The organism is Arthrobacter parietis, from assembly GCF_039530425.1.
In the GTDB taxonomy this organism is placed as follows: domain Bacteria; phylum Actinomycetota; class Actinomycetes; order Actinomycetales; family Micrococcaceae; genus Arthrobacter_D; species Arthrobacter_D parietis.
The window spans coordinates 92,552-109,714 of record NZ_BAAAON010000001.1 but is presented as its reverse complement, the minus strand read 5'-3'; the positions used below and the strand labels follow the sequence as shown (position 1 = coordinate 109,714).

Here is a 17,163-nt window from a genome sequence, read left to right as displayed (position 1 = left end):
CATGCGCCACCCAACCCGTTTCCTGATCGACTATGTGGCGGGCGAGCTCAGTCTGGCTCGTCAGTGCGCCGTCGAGAAGCACCTGCTTCGCTGCAACCAGTGCCACGAAGTCGTGGAGCAGGAACAGGCTATCCGCCGGCGGCTGAGGAGCACATCCACCCCGGGACCGTCCGAGGAGCTGTTCGAGCGTATTCTGCGCAGATCCACGGAGCAATCGGGTGATGTGTCTCAGCCTCGAGCTGCTGGAATTTCGGCGACTCACCTCACTCTCGATGAGAGCGTCCCCGTCGACGAGCCGTTCATGCACCGCAACCGTGCCGTCATCGCCGTGGGCAGCGCACTCGCCGTCGCCGCAGTAGCAACGCTCACGGCCGCGTACGCGCTTGGATCGGAGGTGAACGCCGGTGACCTGACGGCTGCAGGCGGTTCAGCGTCGGTGACGGAAAGCTTCCAGACCGTGGCAACAGCCGCGCCGGCCACTTTGACCTCCACGCAGATTGACCAGCTGCGTGACGACGGCTGGTTCTGTCCCGAGTTGCAGACGCTCGGTTTCGATCTCGTCCGCGCTGAAGCGCTTGAGATCGAAGGCAGGCCCACCCTGCAGTTGGAACTCTCCGACGGAAGCCATTCCCTGACCATTTACGAACAGCGCGGCGGGACCGAGGGCATGGAGGCCGCTCCGGTCAATGCGGCAACCGGCAACACCGTCGAAGAGGATGGATTCGAGGAGATCGGCGGGGCAGAACAGACGGTTTGGCTGCATCCGGGTCGCGCGTGGCAGCTTGTGATCGATTCCGGTTCCGCCACGTACACAGTGGTCTCCACCCTGCCCGTCGCCGACATGCCGCGTGCGGTCAGCCAGTTGATGTTCAATGAACACTCCCAGCTGGCCTATTCACGCCCGGATGCACCGAGCGACCCCCTGAGCCGCATCCTCCGCGGGCTTGGGAAGCTGGCGCAGCCGGCGCCGTGACGTAAATAGATTCAGGGTTGTCCTGCAGGTAGGCTTCGAAGGTGTTTGGAATCAACGGATACGAGTTCCTTCTTTTGGCGCTCATCGCTGTCATCGTCCTTGGTCCCGAACGGCTGCCCGAATACGCTTCCCAACTTGCGCAATTGGTCAAGGGGCTGCGCCGGATGGCCACCGGAGCCCGCGAACAACTTCGTGAAGAAGTAGGCACCGAATTCGACGACGTCGACTGGCGCAAGCTCGACCCACGCCAGTATGATCCGCGGCGCATCATCAAGGAGGCCCTTCTTGATGACATCGAAGACGCCATCAAACCCGTCAGTGAAAACGGCTCGAAACCCCAGTCCCGCTCAATCGCAGCTTCATCCGGAGCAACGGCGAACGGTGCAGCTTCAGTCAACTCGCCGGAGGGCACCGCACCGGCGCAGACTCCGGTCAGCTCCCCACGCCTGAGCGCCGGTCAGGCCGCCCCTTATGATCACGAGGCCACTTGAAGCGCTCCCCAGGGAATTTTTGCGTCGTCGAACGGCTCAGGTTCCCTTAGGAGTAACCTTCAGCAGTTTCTCGCTCAACCCGCGGGGCCGCACGGCCAGGGCAGAAGCAATCCGGTTCAACTCCTCTGACGCTCCGGTACCCCGTGCCAGAACCACGGGCTGCCCCTTGTCCCCGCCCTCCCTCAACGCAGGTTCAAGCGGGATACTGCCGAGAAGAGCGACGTCATACCCGACCGTCGTGGTGAGTCGGCGCGCAAGCTCGGCGCCGCCGCCGCTGCCGAACACCTCCATACGCTCACCGGAGGGAAGCTCGAGCCATGACATGTTCTCGACGACCCCCGCAACCTTCTGCCCAGTCTGCACGGCCATGGAGCCCGCCCGTTCTGCGACGTCCGCAGCCGCGGACTGGGGAGTCGTGACGATCAGAAGTTCGGCGTCAGGAAGTAGTTGCGCCACGGAGATAGCGATGTCGCCTGTCCCGGGCGGCAGGTCCAGGAACAGAACATCAAGATCACCGAAATACACATCCTGCAGGAACTGCTCCAGAGCACGGTGCAGCATGGGTCCACGCCATGCAACAGCCTGGTTTCCGGCGACGAACATGCCGATCGAGATTGCCTTGACCCCATACGCCACCGGAGGCAGGATCATCTCGTCCACCCTCGTGGGAGACTGGCTGATCCCCATCAGTCCCGGTACCGAGAATCCGTAGACGTCCGCATCCACGATTCCGACCCGAAGGCCCCGCGCAGCCATCGCCGTCGCAAGGTTCACCGTAACGCTCGACTTGCCAACTCCGCCCTTGCCGCTTGCAACGGCAAGAACCCGCGTGAGCGAGCCCGGCTCATTGAAAGGGATCCCACGTTTCGCTCCGGGGCCGCGCAGCCGCTCTTTCAGCGCGTCGCGCTGGTCCTGGGTCATCACGGCCAACTCCACCGATACTCCGGTGACGCCGGGCAGTCCACCAACCGCGGCTTCGACATCCCGGGTAATTGTGTCGCGAAGCGGACATCCCGCGATGGTGAGCAGGACGCGTATGGTGATGGCGCCGTCGTCGTGCGTTGTAATGCCCTCCACCATGCCCAGCTCGGTGATAGGACGCCGAAGCTCCGGATCAAGAACCTTCCCCAGCGCAGCGAGGACCGCAGATTCCTGCGTCACTGCCGGTCCTTGCGCACCGGCGGCACCTGAGGGAGGGAAACGGTGGCGTCGGAGACCCTGCGTTTGGACCTGCGCTGGGGCGGTGCATCCTGCCCGTCTGCTGACTCGAGCAGTTCTTCCATGACCGAGCGCAGCTCGGATCTGACGAAGTCCCGTGTGGCTACCTCGCGCAGGGCGATGCGCAGTTCCGCAATTTCCCGCGTGAGATATTCAGTGTCCGAGAGGTTGCGCTCCGCGCGCTGCCGGTCCTGCTGCAGCGAGACGCGGTCGCGGTCATCCTGGCGGTTCTGGGCCAGCAACAGGAGCGGAGCGGCGTAGGAGGCCTGGAGGGACAACATCAGCGTGAGCAGCGTGAAGCCGATCGCTGCGCTGTCGAATCTCCAGTCCTCGGGAGCCCAGCTGTTCCAGGCCAGCCACACGGCGACGAACACCGTCATGTAAAAGAGGAACTGCGGCGTGCCCATGAATCGCGCGAAGTTCTCGGTTGCACTTCCGAATGCGTCAGGGTTGGGGCGCAGCCTGGGCAGCAACCGGGCGCGGCTTTCGCGCGGTGTGTCCAGGCCGCTCGTGGTCGCAGTTCTGGTTCTCTCAGCCATTTGTGCCTCCCCGCGTCAGGTCAGGCGTGACATCCTGGGCACGCCAGTCTTCGGGGAGCAGGTGATCCAGAACGTCGTCAACGGTCACCGCCCCCACCAATCGGCCATCGCCGTTGACAATCGGCAATGAGTTCAGGTTATAGGTTGCGAGAATCCGGGAAACCTCGCTGATATTCGCCTGGTCGCTGACGGGCTCCAGATCGGTATCGACGATATTGCCCAGGGGCTCCGGCGGCGGATAACGCAACAGCTGCTGGATGTGAACCACGCCGAGGTAACGGCCGGTCGGAGTTTCCAGCGGCGGGCGGCAGACGAAGATGGAGGACGCCAGCGCCGGTGTCAGCTCCTCCCGGCGCACGTGCGCCAGAGCCTCGGCAACGGTGGCTTCCGGAGGCAGGATGACCGGGACGGGCGTCATGAGGGATCCCGCAGTGTCCTCTTCGTACTGCAGGAGGCGGCGGACGTCCTTCGCGTCATCCGGCTCCATAAGCTGAAGCAGCTCCTCTTTCTGATCCTCCGGCAGTTCATTCAGGAGGTCGGCGGCGTCGTCAGGATCCATTTCTCCCAGTACGTCGGCCGCCCGTTCCCGGTCGAGCGACGACAGAATCTGTACCTGGTCGTCGTCGGGCAGTTCCTGGAGAATGTCAGCGAGGCGCTGGTCCTGGAGCTCGCCCGCCACTTCAATGCGGCGCTTGTCGCTCATTTCATGGAGCGCGTCAGCGAAGTCTGCGGCCTTCAGGTCATCATGCTGGGCCAGGAATGTTGTTGCGGCCTGCGGCTCATCTGCAGCGCCATGGTAGGCGTCGAGCCAGTCGATGATGAGCCGCTCACCGCGGCGCAGGCCCCGAAGCCGTGACTGCGGGCCGCCGCGGCGAACGAAAATCTGGGACACGTGCCAGTCGCCGGAGCGGTCCTTCTCCATGGCGACGTCTTCAATTGTGGCTTCACCGCTGCCGTCGCGGAGTGTGATCCTGCGGTCGAACACCTCGGCGACCACGAGCCGCTCCGCGCCGCGCTGGTCAAAGCGGCGGAGATTGACCAGTCCGGTGCAGATGATCTGCCCTGCGTCGATGGACGTGACGCGTGTCATTGGCACGAAGACGCGCTTTTTCCCGGGAACCTCGACCACCAGGCCCACCACCTGCGGCACAACCGCTGGTCCGCGGTCCAGCACGACGGCGTCACGAAGGCGCCCGAGACGGTCTCCGAGCGGGTCGAAAACGTCCAGGCCCAGTAGGCGTGCCACGAATACGCGCGTTGGGTTGCTGCTCACATCCTCAAGGCTACTGCCGTTGCGGCACCAGAGCCGTATCGCGTGACAGCCCGCACAGCGCAGCGCCGGGAGAAGTTCACCGCGAGCGATACGGCGACACGGTGGGAGGTATCTAGGCAACAATGAAAGTATGTCAAACGTTTTTGGACGAACTGCCTCACGCGATGAGGGCCGTACGCTGCCGAAGGGCGAGACCATTGGCCGGTACGACTCCTATCTGGATGCGCAGAAGGCGGTGGACTACCTCGCAGACAGCAAGTTCCCGGTGCAGCAGGTTTCGATCATCGGCAATGACCTCAAGACCGTGGAACGCGTGACCGGACGGCTCAGCTACCCGCGGGTTGCACTCGCCAGCGCAGCGACCGGCGCGTGGTTTGGCCTGTTCGTCGGTTTTATCCTGACGCTTTTCGGCGGGGACTCGACGTACCTGCCGATCCTGTCCTCCATGGCGCTCGGCGCCGTTTTCTGGGTGCTGTTCGGCGTGATCGCCTATGCGTTCCAGCGGGGTAAGCGTGACTTCACCTCCACCAGCCAGGTTGTGGCCACCAGCTACGACGTTCTCGTCGATCCCGCCGTTGCAGGCGAAGCGCGGCGGATGCTCCAGCAGCTTCCCATGAACTCGCGTCCACAGGGAGGTGCGGGCGTGTCCTCACAGCCGTGGGGAACGCCGCCTCAACACAACCAGCACCCGCAGCAGGGCCAGCCGCCGGTCCAGCCTCCGCAGCGTCCGGAAGGCTGGAGCCAGCCGCCGGCCCAGCCGCCGCATGTGCAGGCACCGGAGTCCGCGAACGGCGCCACGTCCGCTGAAACGTCCGAATCCGCCGAAGGTGGCGAGGAACAGCAGGCCGCCAACAAACGCTCCACCCGCGGCCAGTTCCCCGATCTGCCGGACGGCAGGCCGCAGTACGGAGTGCGCGTAGAGGCCCAGCCCGTCAAGGAGCAGCCTGAGCAGGCCGAACCGGCAGGTCAGGACGCGCAGGATGGGCAGGACACGCAGCCACAGGAATCCCGCAAGGAATAGCTGGAATGCGTCGCGTGAAAACCCGGCGCTTACGAACAAGGAAGGCGGACAGCTACGGCTGTCCGCCTTCTTCTTTTCGTGCGTTCTTCGTTTTACGCCATGTTCGTTGAATCCGCATTCATCGAGTGGGTGCGGATCCAACCACTACTCGCCGGTCGGGCTGTAGATGCCTTCCATCCAGGCTTCGACATCGTCGGGCTCACGGGGGAGCGCCGAGCTGAGGTTGACCGGACCGTCCGCCGTCATCAGGATGTCGTCCTCGATCCGGACGCCGATGCCTCGGTACTCCTCGGGAACTGCAAGGTCCTCGTCCTTGAAGTACAAGCCGGGTTCGATGGTGAAGACCATCCCCTCCGTCAGGGTCCCGTCCAGGTAAAGCTCACGTTTGGCCTGGGCGCAGTCGTGCACGTCCATACCGAGGTGGTGGCTGGTGCCGTGCGGCATCCAGCGGCGGTGATGCTGGCCTTCTGGCGAGAGCGCCTCCTCCAGCGGAACCGGAAGGAAACCCCACTCATCCAGCCGTTCAGCCAGGACGGCCACAGCGGCGGCATGCACTTCCCGGAACTTCACGCCAACCTTTGCGGCGGCGAAACCGGCGTCCGCGGCGTCCAGTACGGCCTGGTAGACCCTGCGCTGAATCTCCGAGTATTTCCCATTGACCGGCAGTGTCCGGGTTATGTCCGCGGTATACAGGCTGTCTGCTTCGACGCCGGCGTCCAGGAGCAGCAGGTCCTCAGCGCCCACCTGCCCGTTATTGCGGATCCAGTGGAGGATCGTGGCATTGTTTCCCGAGGCTGCGATGGTGTCGTAACCGAGGTCATTGCCTTCCTCCCGGGCGCGCGCGAAGAAGGCTCCTTCGACAACGCGCTCGCCGCGGGGATGCGTGATGGCGCGCGGCAGTTCCTTGACCACCTCGTGGAAGCCGTTCACCGTTGCCTCCACAGCCTTGCGCATCTGCGCGATCTCCCAATCGTCCTTGATCAGGCGGAGCTCGGACAGGGCCTCCGCGAGCTTTGCGTCGAGCTCGTCGGAGGCCTCCAGGTCCACGGAGGTGTTGATTCGGGAGGTGTCCACCAGGGCGTCCGCGTTCAGGTCTACTTCACGCAGCAACCGGATCCGGATGCCACCGATTTCGACAGCACCCGCGTCCTTCGTGATTGCCGCTTCAAGATCGGCAAGGTCGGCTGTTTCCAGGACCAGCAGCGCGCGCACTTCCGCGCGGGAGAGCCGGGAACCGATCCAGAATTCGCCGTAGCGTGCGTTTGCATAAAATTCCGCGCTGTCCCGGCCGGCCAGTTCACGGAAGTAAAGCGTGGCATGGTGATTGCCGCCGTCGTCGCCCTTGCCCTCTTCGGCAGGTTCCATCACCAGCACTGCGTCCGGCTCGTGATCCAGGCCGAGCCCGGTCAGGTGGGCAAATCCGGAGTGCGGCCGGAAGCGGTAATCGGTGTCGTTGGAACGGACCTTCAACGGCCCGGCGGGAATGACAAGGCGCTCACCCGGGAACTGGCGGGAGATTTTCAGGCGACGCTGGGCGGCGTACCGCGCAACCTCAGCCTCCGCGGGGAGATCAGTACCTTTTGCGGCCCAACTGGAGCTCATGAAGGCCTTGAAAGCATCAGAATCCGGGCGTTGGGACCGGTTCTCGTTGCGACTGGACAGCGGCTGTTCCTCCGGTGTGACAGGTGTGGCGTCACTGCCGGTGCCGGTCGGGGTCATGGTTACTGCCGATGGGGTGTTCTCTGCTGTACTCACCACACCATGGTCCCACCGGCGGAGAAATGAGCCAAACATCCGGCACCGCCGACACGAGCGGAGCGGGCGTACAGTTGTTTGGTGAGAATTGACCTGCACGCCCATTCCAACGTCTCAGACGGCACTGAAAGTCCTGCGGACCTCATGCGCGCTGCCGCGGCTGCCGGTCTGGATGTCATCGCGCTGACCGATCATGATGCGACCGCCGGATGGGCAGCGGCCACGCAGGAGGCACGGAATCTGTCGCTGGTACTGGTGCCCGGGATGGAGGTGTCCTGCCGCACCGATACGGGTATCAGCGTGCACGTGCTGTCCTACCTGCATGACCCGGAGCACCCGGGCCTGCTCGCTGAGATCGGACGCTCCCGGGACGCTCGGCTTACCCGGGCCGAGCGCATGGTCGAGAAACTCGCCGCCGACTATCCCATTTCCTGGGCGCACGTGCTTGAACATGTTGCTGACGGCGCGACTATCGGGCGGCCACACATTGCGGACACTCTGGTGACGCTGAACGTTGTCGGCACGCGGAGCGAAGCATTCGCGAACATGCTCAGTGCACGCTCGCCCTACTGGGTGAGCCACTATGCACCCCACCCGGCAGACGCCGTCGCACTGGTCCGCGAAGCCGGCGGGGTTCCGGTGTTCGCCCACCCCGTGGCGTCCGCACGTGGGCGGATTGTGGATAGTGCAACCACCGGCGAGATGATCGATGCTGGTCTGCTCGGCCTGGAAATTCATCACAGGGACAATCCTCCGGAGGGGCGGGAGGAGCTTCAACGCATCGCTGCCCGGCACAATCTGCTGGTGACGGGATCCAGTGACTACCACGGAACGGGCAAGCCGAACCGGCTGGGGGAGAACGTTACGAGTCCGGAGATGTTCGCACGCCTGGAGGAGATGGCGACCGGAAGCAGCGTCATCCGGTAGGGGGTGCCAACCATGGGCCGAGGCGCCGGGTCATCACGTCGATTGCCTGTTCATTGCTGTCCACGCAGACGAAGCGCCGCTCAAGTTTGCCTGCGACTGCGCCAAGCGTTCCGGAGCCCGCGAAGAAGTCCAGGACCCAGTCTCCCGGCCGGCTGCTGGCAGCCACCGCACGGCGAACCAGGCCCTCAGGCTTCTGGGTGGGATAGCCGGTCTTTTCCTTGCCCGTCGGGGAAACGATGGTGTGCCACCAGACGTCAGTGGGCAGCTTGCCGAGGGCGACCTTCTCCGGTGTGACGAGACCCGGCGCCATGTACGGCTCACGATCCACCTCGGCACTGTTGAAGTAGTACCCGGACGAGTCCTTCACGTACACCAGGATGTTGTCGTGTTTGGCGGGCCAGCGGCTCTTCGCGCGGGCACCGTAGTCGTAGGCCCAGATGATCTCGTTGAGGAAGCATTCGCGACCGAACAGGGCGTCCAGCATCACCTTGGCATAGTGCACTTCGCGGTAGTCCAGATGCACGTAGAGTGTTCCGTCCGTTGCCAGCAGCCGCCACGCCTCCGCCAGGCGGGGCGCAAGGAACTCCCAGTAGTCCTCGAACGCATCGTCGTAGCTCGCGAGCATGCCCTTGACGGTGGAGTAGCTGTGCCCCTTGAATCCGACGCGGTCCCCGGCTCCGGGCGCGCTGCGGACCATCGAGGTCTGCTGCCGGCGCTGAGCGCGGCCGGTATTGAACGGCGGATCCACGTAGATCATGGCGAAGGAGTTGTCCGGCAGCCGGGAAAGGTATTCCAGGTTGTCTGCCTGCACCACAAGGTTGGGTCCATCCGGCCGCCAGGCCGGATGGACCGGTGTTGCTTCCACGCTATTGATCAGCTGTCTGCAGCGGGCTTGGGGATCACTTCGCCGTTGCGCCGACGCGTACGGGACCGGTTGCGTTTGGGCCGCTCGGACCCTTCGGTCCGGTCCGCTTGCCTTGGACCGCTGTCCGCAGAGCGGTCCTCACCGGCTGAGCCGGATCCACCGGTACGACGACGACCGCCTGCCTTTTCATCGGAACCCCGCCGCCCGCTGTTGCCGCCGGAGCGCGCGCGGTCGTTTGTGCGGTTCTTTTTGCCGGTCTCGCCGAGATCCTCGAGCTTCTCGGCGTTGATGCCGGCCAGCTTCCGCTGCGCGCGGGGCAGCCGGCCCTTGGTGCCCTCGGGGATGTCAAGGTCCGTGTACAGGTGCGGTGATGAGGAGTAGGTTTCAACCGGTTCCGCCTGGTCGAGGCCGAGGGCCTTGTTGATCAGGCCCCAGCGCGGAACATCATCCCAGTCCACGAAGGTGACGGCGGTGCCCTTCTTGCCGGCTCGCCCCGTACGTCCCACGCGGTGCAGGTAGGCCTTCTCATCCTCCGGGCACTGGAAGTTGATGACGTGGGTGATGTCCTCTACGTCGATACCGCGGGCCGCAACCTCGGTGGCCACCAGGACATCGATTTTGTCACCGCGGAAGGCCCGCAAGGCCTGCTCGCGCGCTCCCTGGCCGAGGTCGCCGTGGATGGCGCCGGCCGCGAAGCCGCGGTCGATCAACTCCTCCGAAAGCTTGGCGGCCGTGCGCTTGGTCTTGGTGAAGATGATGGTGCGTCCGCGTCCGCGGGCCTGGAGGATGCGGGCGACCACCTCGTCCTTGTCCAGGTTGTGCGCACGGTAGATAACCTGGCGGATGTCCTTCTTGGTGGCGCCGTCGTCCTCGGGGTCAGCGGCGCGGATGTGCGTCGGGTGGGACATGTAGCGGCGCGCCATGGCAACGACCGGGCCGGGCATAGTGGCCGAGAACAGGAGCGTCTGGCGCACCGAGGGCGTTGCTGACATCAGGGTCTCGACGTCCGGGAGGAACCCAAGGTCCAGCATTTCGTCGGCTTCATCCAGCACCACGATGCGGACGTTCTTGAGCGACAGGATCTTCTGGCGGTACAGGTCGATCAGGCGTCCCGGTGTGCCCACCACAACTTCGGTTCCGCGCTTGAGGGCCTCGATCTGGGGCTCATACGCTCGGCCACCGTAAATGGTGACGATGCGGGCATTGCGCTTTGCCGCAGCCTTCGTCAGGTCAGCGGCAACCTGGACGGCAAGCTCACGCGTGGGTACGACGACAAGCGCCTGCGGAGCACCTGGCGCCGGAAGTTTGTCATAGCCGTCATCCGACGGGCCCACCACGCGCTGCAGCGCGGGCACGCCGAAACCGAGTGTCTTGCCTGTTCCAGTCTTGGCCTGGCCGATGATGTCGTGGCCGCCGAGGGCAATGGAGAGCGTCATGGCCTGAATGGGGAAGGGATGCACGATCCCCGCGTCCGCAAGGGCTTCGACGATATCGGGGCGGACATTGAAGTCAGCGAAGGTCTCAGGAGTTTCCTGATGCGGCTCTTCAGTGGTGACGAGGGTTTCTTCTACGAAGATTTCGTCGTCGCTGTTGTCTGCATGGAGGTGGTGGTTGTCTGTGGTCACTCTTACTACCGTTTCGATTAGGCACTGCCGCCGCGCAGGCTCAACGCCGGGCCCGAAAACAGGGGCCCGCTCGGAGCAGGACGAGGCAGGGCGTCCAGTGGAAGCCGATCGCGGGCTAACAACTGCGTCTCGGAAGCGGAACGTTCCGCTTCCGAGCTGGGAAGACTAAGATCGCGTAGGTATTGCGGGTCGATTGCAGGGAGGCCGCCTGTTCGTTGAACTGCGGCCCACCGCGTTCGGAAACTGAAACTAAGTTCTTAAGAACGACCGGGCATCCATTACTACGCGTTCAAGTCTACCCTGCCACACTTTCACTTTCCGACGGCGACTCCTCCTGCCGAACGCTCCGCACCAGTTCAAAGCGCAGTTCCCGCCGGGCGATATCAGCGGTGACCAACCTGACACGCACCTCATCGCCGGCCGTCATGACGCCGTCGCACCGTGCCTCGACCGCAGGGTCAGCGACCTGAATGACTCCGTGCGGCGCGCCGTTACCGTTGGCGGTGACCGACGCGTCCGGTAACGGCTTCGAGCCCGTGATGACGACGGCGTCGAACTCCTCGCCCACGCGGTTGCTCAGCAATGCTGCCTCCACGGCAGCGATCGCGCCGCTCTCCAGTCGTGAAGCCAGCTGATTCGAGGACGACATCAGAGCATTCAGTTCCGGAAGGGCATTCCGAACCCAGTCGGGAACATCCCTGCCGGCACACAGCGCTTCGCAGGTCACCAGGACAAATCTGTCCACCAGGCGCCTGAGAGGTGCGGTGGTGTGGGCATAGGGTGCGGCGATCGCCGCCTGCTCAACTGACTCGGGAATAGCGCCGTCGAACGATGTATAGCCGGCGCCGCGAAACAGTGACGCAGCAGCATGCATGAGTGAAAGCTGGCGCGGATCTGAGGTGTCGAGGCTGCGCAGGAATTCGCCGTAGGGGACGTTCGCGGGCCAGGAGCGCCCGAGCGCGCGGGCCTGGTGCCGGAACCGGGCAAGGGACGTCTCGTCAGGGGCCGGCATGGTGCGGAGTATCCCCACGCCTCCCTCGAGCATGATTTCGGCGGCCGCCATGCCCGTCATCAGCGAAAGCTGTGCGTTCCAGTCTTCAGACGCAAGGGGCGGGCGCGTGACGATGAAGTAGCGTTCGCCGTCGTGCGCGATTTCCTGCTCCGGAAGGTTCAGGCTTGCGCCGCCGCGCTCCTTCTCGAGTGCGATGCGCTTGGTTCCAATCTCCTTCAGGAGGGTCAGGTTCTCCGCGGCGCCGCCTGAGTCGAGGTCTTCCTGCACCTGGTCGTAGGTGAGTTGCGCACGGCTCCTGACCACAGCACGCCCGACGACGACGGACTCCACCTGTGCGGCCTCGTCCAGTTCGAACTCCCAGACGAAGGCGGACCGGTTCCTGCCCGGCAACAGGCTGGCTGCGTCCTCAGCGATTTTCTCCGGGTGGAGGGAGATGCGGCCGTCCGGTGCGTACATGGTCTGGCCGCGAAGGCGGGCTTCCGTGTCTATCGCACCGCCCGGTGCCACGAGGGCGGGAACATCCGCAATGGCGTACCAGACGCGGTAGCCGGATCCGGCGCGCTCCAGGTGAAAGGCTTGATCCAGATCGGTTGATCCGGGAGGGTCGACTGTGATGAAGCCGAGACCGGTGAGGTCACGTTCCGGCGGTACGAATGAGTCCACAGCAGCCTTCGCCTCCGCCAACACCTCAGGCGGGAAGTCGGCGCGCAGTTCCAGTTCCTGCCGGAGGCTTTCCAGCGCTGCGGTGAGCTGTACCTGGGAGTCCCGGTTGCTCAGATCCAGATGAGAATACGGCACAGTGCCCACCGTAGTACACAGTCAGCTGGAGCAGCGGAAGGAATCGGCGCGCGGGTACCCTTGTTCCCATGACTGCCTTGCATCCGCCTTCCCCGTCGAGCCCTTCGCCAGCATCCCCGGCGGAGAGGGCCGGCACCGGGTTGGGGCCGCTCAATCAGTTTGTTGTCGACCTGTTCGGCGTCATGGCTTATGGCGAGCTTTCGGCGTTTGAGCGCTTGTCCTCGGATGCTCGTTTCTCCCCGACCCTGCGGGACCGGGCTGCGCTGGGACGGCTTGCCGTGACGGAATTCGAGCACTTCGAGATGGTCAGCGCGCACCTTGCGGGCCTCGGTGTTGACGTTGAAGAGGCAATGCGGCCCTTTCAGGCATCGATCGACTCCTTCCACGAGCGGACCCGCCCGGCTGACTGGTACGAGTCGCTGATGAAGGCCTACGTCATTGACGCAATCTCCGGTGACTTCTACAGCGCGCTCGCTGAACACCTCGACGACGACACGCGGGAGATTATTGCCCGTATCCAGTCAACCGCCGAGCAGGGAGGTCTGCTGCAGCCACGGTTGAAATCAGCTCTTTCCGACGATCCCCGGCTCGCTTCGCGGCTTGCGCTGTGGGGACGCCGCCTGGTGGGGGAGGCGCTGACCCAGGCACAACGCGTGGGCATCGAACGCCAGTTCCTGGGCGGGCTCCTGTTCAAGGGCTCTTCTGCGGATCATGAACGGCAGACTGCCCAACTCTTTGCGCAACTCACCCGTAATCATTCGCGCCGTATGAGTTCGTTGGGGCTAACGGCCTGAGTGGAGCTACCCGCGACGTGGGGGTGTTCAGCGGTTGGCGATTCCTTCACTGGCATGTGGATAAGTTTGTTCCACTAGTCCTGCACATTGGTGGTTTTCGGTCGCGGTTAGTACACGTGTTCGATAAAATTTTGGTATGGCCGTCGCACTGCTCGAACCTCGCCCGGAGGATGCTTCCGTCCTGGGTGGAATGCGTTCGGACCTACAGGTCTTTGCGCAGCAGCTGGAATCGACATACCTGACGCTTAGCCCGCAGGAGGCCGCGGTGACCCTGGTGGAGGTCGAGCAGCTCTCCAACCTGGTCGATCACTTGCAGACTGTGGTTGCCCGTGCCGCTGAGGACCACCAACTCGCTACCGTTGACGCCCTAGATCCGTACAAGAACACTGCGGACTATTTGCGGGCGAAAATCGGTATCAGCCGCTCCGAAGCGAACCGCCGGTTACGGCTGGGTCACGACGTCCTGCCCGAGGTTCCCGGGCCGGGAGCCGCGCTCGTACCGGCCCTGGGTGTGCTGGCTGAAGCGACCAAGGTCGGTGCGCTCAGCAGCCGTGCTGCGACCATCATCCGCAACTCCGTACACCGGGTGTCCACTGTCGCGACCGGCCGTGAGCTGGATGCCATGGAAGAGCACCTGGTCCGCCAGGCCGTCGAGTCCGACGAAGACGTCCTACGGGCCCTCGCCCAACGCTGGGAAGACATCATCGACCAGGACGGCCAAGAGCCCACCGAAAAAACCCTCCGCGCACGCCAGGGTGTGTTCCTGCGCGGCAGACGCCACGGCCTGCACTTCATGGAAATCGGCGCCACCGACGAACAATACGAACACCTCATCACCGTCATGAACACCGCCACCAACCCCAGAACCCACAGCACCACTGGCAACGGAGACCGCACGACCGACGGAGACGGCACGACGGACCGCGGCAAAGAAGCTCTAACCAGTCCGGGCCAACCGACCCGTGAACAGAACCTGCTCGACGGACTCGTCTCAGCATGCCGGATCGCGCTAACAGGTGATGGTCTTCCAGCGACCGGAGGACACCGACCCCAGGTAATGGTCACCATCAACTACCGCGACCTCCTCAAAGACCTGACAAGCAGCGGACACGACGGGCACGGTGGACACGACGGGCATTCGGTCTTCGCCCAACAGATAAGCGCCCGCAGCATCCGCAAACTCGCCTGCGACGCCGACATCCTCCCGCTCGTCCTCGGCGGGAAGGGGCAGGTCTTGGACATTAGCCGTGCCCAACGTCTCTTCCCACCGCATCTGCGACGGGCGCTCGTGGCCAGGGACAAGGGGTGCGCGTTCCCCGACTGCACCACGCCCGCAACCTGGTGCGAAGCCCACCACATCATTCCCTGGGCTGCAGGCGGGACCACCAACATCAGCGACGGCGTGCTGCTCTGCACCCGACACCACCACCAGATCCATGAGGGAAATTGGACAGTCGAATCAGTCCACGGAATCCCCTGGTTCACACCACCCAAATACCTCGACCCGCAACGAACACCCAGACGCAACCGCTACTGGCAAGTAGAACAAGCCATCCACAACCACCTCGCGCGCTCTGACACCGGCACGAGCTCCAACGCAGAGCCACCCTGACCAACGGCACCGCCCCGGCGCCGGCGGTGCGGGCTGGCGCGGGCGCTGGTTGTGGGGGACACACCGGTTGCGGAGACTACAGCTAGGCGGGAAGTTGTGCCCGGAGCTTCGCCGCCGCTTCCTGCGGATCATCCGCCTCGGTAATGGCCCGGACCACGACCACTCGCGCCGCGCCAGCCGCCACCACCTCTTCTACGTTCAGCAGATCGATTCCGCCAATGGCAAACCAGGGCTTCAACGCCAAACCCTCACGGGCCCGGTCCGCCTCCAGCCGCGCAGCTTCGCGCACCAGTTCGAGGCCCACGGCGGTCCGCCCGGGCTTGGTCGGCGTGGCCCAGACCGGGCCAGTACAGAAGTATCCGACGTCGTCGTTCGCTGCAGCACCGGCCACCTCCGCAGGTGAGTGCGTCGAGAGCCCTATGGTGCCGCCGTCGTGCAGGAATTGTTGCGCGAGCGCAGGAGGAAGGTCCCGCTGCCCAACATGCAGTACCGGGGCGCCGCTGACCGCGGCGATGTCTGCGCGGTCATTGACGGACCAAAGCTTCCCGTGTGCAACGGCGGATGCACGCAGCACCGAAAGCAGCTCGAGCTCCTGTGCGGCTTCCAGGGACTTGTCCCTTAATTGGATGATGTCTACGCCGCCCTCGAAGGCAGCGTCAACGAAAGCGTCGAAGTCTTTTTGCTGTGGTCTCGAATCCGTGCACAGGTAAAGGTGGGCAGCGCTCAGTTTCATACCCCTACAATAAGGGGGTACTGCGGGAGCCGTGCCGCGTCCGGGAATCACCGGTCTGCCACACGGCTGAGAGGGCGTCCGACGCCGACCGCGTTGTGAGAACAACGAACCTGATCCGGATCATGCCGGCGTAGGGAAGGACTCCTGGTGGAGAAACACGTGGACGTCGCTGTGATCGGCGGGGGCATCATTGGGCTTGGGATCGCCTGGGAAGCGATCCGCAGGGGGCATTCGGTCGCACTGGTGGACCCGGATCCCGCAACCGGCGCCACTCAGGCCGCGGCAGGCATGATCGCCCCGGCCAGCGAACTGCATTACCGCGAAGAGCACCTTCTCGAGCTCACGGTGGACTCCGCATGTCGCTACCCGGACTTCCTTTCCTCCCTCGCCTGGACGGGAATTGATCCCGGCTACCGCAAAACCGGCACCCTGGTCCTGGCGATCGACGGCGCCGACCGCACCGCACTCGCTGACCTCCGAGACGTACAGACCCACCATTCCCTGTCCGTTGAACAGGTGTCCCTCCGCGAGGCACGCCGGTCGGAGCCAATGATCGGACCAGCTGCCACCGCGGCGTTCTCCGCGCCGGACGACCACCAGGTCGATCCGCGGAAGCTGGCCGCAGCGCTGCTGGCTGCCCTCGGCGAACGCGGACGCCTGGTCCAGGCACGAGCCTCCGGCCTTGATTATGACGGCCGTCGTGTGACAGGCGCGATCCTTGAAGACGGCAGCGTCCTTCCGGCCCGCCACACTGTCGTTGCGAACGGTCTTGCGGCCGCACAACTTGCAGGGCTGCCGTGCCGGCTTCCGCTGCGGCCAATCTACGGTGACATCCTCCGCCTACGGGTACCCGCTGCACTGCAGCCGCTGCTCAGCCACACCGTTCGCGGTCTGGTGCGTGGTACGGCCGTCTATCTGGTTCCCCGCGCGGATGGAACCGTTGTACTCGGCGCAACAATGCGCGAGGACGGCAACAGCGGCGTGTCAGCAGGGGGCGTCTATCAACTGCTGCGCGACGCCCGCCAGCTCGTTCCGGCCGTTGCTGAGCTTGAACTAGAGGAAGCGCTGTGCCGCGCACGTCCCGGTACGCCGGGCAACGCGCCGCTGCTCGGTATTGTCCCCGGAGCTGACGGACTGATCATTGCAACCGGCTTCTTCCGCCACGGAGTACTGCTGACGCCGGTGGCGGCCGCGCTATGCGTGGACCTGCTGGAGGGCAAACCGTGCCCGCCGGGCCTTGAGCGGTACAGGCCGGATCGTTTTGAGGAAGGACAAGCATGAACGCATTGGCCAAAACCGTCACCGTGAACGGGGTGCAATCAGCTACCCTCGCCCTGGACCTGTTGCATCTCGTGGCCGAGCTCACCAGCAGAAATCTGACACCTACCGGGCAACCGGCTGACGGGTCACGCCTTGGTGTGGCCGTGGCGGTCAACTCGGCGGTCATTCCGCGTAGCGAGTGGTCCGGCTGGGAACTGACTGAGGGCGACGACATCGAACTCGTTACTGCCGTACAGGGAGGATGAC

General features: G+C 64.3%; 16 protein-coding genes. 8 read left to right on the top strand and 8 right to left on the bottom strand.

The window, feature by feature from the left end:
* Position 1: 1 nt before the first annotated feature.
* Both ABFX19_RS00460 and ABFX19_RS00455 read left to right on the top strand, forming a co-directional pair.
* A complete protein-coding gene (locus tag ABFX19_RS00460; protein ID WP_277357641.1) occupies positions 2–973 on the top strand; it encodes an anti-sigma factor family protein in 972 nt (323 codons plus the stop codon).
* Positions 974–1,014: 41 nt separating this feature from the next.
* The gene (locus ABFX19_RS00455) at positions 1,015–1,464 is read left to right on the top strand and encodes a twin-arginine translocase TatA/TatE family subunit (RefSeq protein WP_277357640.1); all 450 of its coding nucleotides are present in this window, start codon (positions 1,015–1,017) and stop codon (positions 1,462–1,464) included.
* 36 nt (positions 1,465–1,500) lie between these two features.
* Here ABFX19_RS00455 and ABFX19_RS00450 read toward each other — a convergent pair whose 3' ends face one another.
* The 3 genes from ABFX19_RS00450 to ABFX19_RS00440 are packed head-to-tail and all read right to left on the bottom strand — an operon-like array spanning position 1,501 to position 4,494.
* Positions 1,501–2,625 carry an Mrp/NBP35 family ATP-binding protein gene (locus ABFX19_RS00450; protein WP_277357639.1) on the bottom strand — a complete coding sequence of 375 codons (1,125 nt, stop codon included), beginning with the start codon at positions 2,623–2,625 and terminating at the stop codon, positions 1,501–1,503.
* Positions 2,622–3,221 (bottom strand): DUF1003 domain-containing protein, encoded by a 600-nt coding sequence (locus tag ABFX19_RS00445; protein WP_277357638.1) that lies wholly within the window; start codon positions 3,219–3,221, stop codon positions 2,622–2,624. Before ABFX19_RS00445 ends, ABFX19_RS00450 begins: the two co-directional genes overlap by 4 nt.
* Entirely contained in the window at positions 3,214–4,494 is a 1,281-nt protein-coding gene (locus ABFX19_RS00440) for a magnesium transporter MgtE N-terminal domain-containing protein (RefSeq protein ID WP_277357637.1), read from the bottom strand. Before ABFX19_RS00440 ends, ABFX19_RS00445 begins: the two co-directional genes overlap by 8 nt.
* A 130-nt stretch (positions 4,495–4,624) precedes the next feature.
* Here ABFX19_RS00440 and ABFX19_RS00435 point away from each other — a divergent pair, with 130 nt between their 5' ends.
* Positions 4,625–5,515, top strand: coding sequence for a YflT domain-containing protein (locus ABFX19_RS00435; protein WP_346027125.1), 891 nt, complete (start codon positions 4,625–4,627; stop codon positions 5,513–5,515).
* Positions 5,516–5,659: 144 nt separating this feature from the next.
* Here the strand turns inward: ABFX19_RS00435 and ABFX19_RS00430 are convergent, their stop codons facing one another.
* The gene (locus ABFX19_RS00430) at positions 5,660–7,234 is read right to left on the bottom strand and encodes an aminopeptidase P family protein (protein WP_277357691.1); all 1,575 of its coding nucleotides are present in this window, start codon (positions 7,232–7,234) and stop codon (positions 5,660–5,662) included.
* 117 nt (positions 7,235–7,351) lie between these two features.
* Between ABFX19_RS00430 and ABFX19_RS00425 the strand changes: the two genes are divergently transcribed.
* A complete protein-coding gene (locus ABFX19_RS00425; protein ID WP_346027124.1) occupies positions 7,352–8,197 on the top strand; it encodes a PHP domain-containing protein in 846 nt (281 codons plus the stop codon).
* On the opposite strand, the gene ABFX19_RS00420 is transcribed toward ABFX19_RS00425, so the two are convergent.
* From ABFX19_RS00420 to ABFX19_RS00410, 3 genes are all read right to left on the bottom strand, one after another.
* Complete coding sequence (locus tag ABFX19_RS00420; protein ID WP_428831017.1) at positions 8,187–9,071, bottom strand: DNA-methyltransferase; 885 nt, start codon at positions 9,069–9,071, stop codon at positions 8,187–8,189. The two genes, ABFX19_RS00425 and ABFX19_RS00420, sit on opposite strands and share 11 nt — an antisense overlap.
* Positions 9,071–10,687, bottom strand: coding sequence for a DEAD/DEAH box helicase (locus tag ABFX19_RS00415; protein WP_346027122.1), 1,617 nt, complete (start codon positions 10,685–10,687; stop codon positions 9,071–9,073). The genes ABFX19_RS00420 and ABFX19_RS00415 overlap by 1 nt, the downstream gene beginning before the upstream one ends.
* 295 nt (positions 10,688–10,982) lie before the next feature.
* Entirely contained in the window at positions 10,983–12,497 is a 1,515-nt protein-coding gene (locus ABFX19_RS00410) for an RNB domain-containing ribonuclease (protein WP_346027121.1), read from the bottom strand.
* Between the two features lie 68 nt (positions 12,498–12,565).
* Between ABFX19_RS00410 and ABFX19_RS00405 the strand changes: the two genes are divergently transcribed.
* Together ABFX19_RS00405 and ABFX19_RS00400 are read left to right on the top strand one after the other, a co-directional pair.
* A complete protein-coding gene (locus ABFX19_RS00405; RefSeq protein WP_346027120.1) occupies positions 12,566–13,291 on the top strand; it encodes a ferritin-like fold-containing protein in 726 nt (241 codons plus the stop codon).
* A 136-nt stretch (positions 13,292–13,427) separates the two neighbouring features.
* The gene (locus tag ABFX19_RS00400) at positions 13,428–14,903 is read left to right on the top strand and encodes an HNH endonuclease signature motif containing protein (RefSeq protein ID WP_346027119.1); all 1,476 of its coding nucleotides are present in this window, start codon (positions 13,428–13,430) and stop codon (positions 14,901–14,903) included.
* Positions 14,904–14,985: 82 nt separating this feature from the next.
* Here ABFX19_RS00400 and thiE read toward each other — a convergent pair whose 3' ends face one another.
* Positions 14,986–15,636, bottom strand: coding sequence for a thiamine phosphate synthase (gene thiE, locus ABFX19_RS00395; protein ID WP_277357630.1), 651 nt, complete (start codon positions 15,634–15,636; stop codon positions 14,986–14,988).
* Positions 15,637–15,783: 147 nt separating this feature from the next.
* Between thiE and thiO the strand changes: the two genes are divergently transcribed.
* A complete protein-coding gene (gene thiO, locus ABFX19_RS00390) occupies positions 15,784–16,917 on the top strand; it encodes a glycine oxidase ThiO (protein WP_346027118.1) in 1,134 nt (377 codons plus the stop codon).
* On the top strand, positions 16,914–17,162 hold the full coding sequence (thiS, locus tag ABFX19_RS00385) for a sulfur carrier protein ThiS (protein ID WP_346027117.1): 249 nt from the start codon (positions 16,914–16,916) through the stop codon (positions 17,160–17,162). Before thiO ends, thiS begins: the two co-directional genes overlap by 4 nt.
* The last annotated feature ends 1 nt before the right edge of the window (position 17,163 follow it).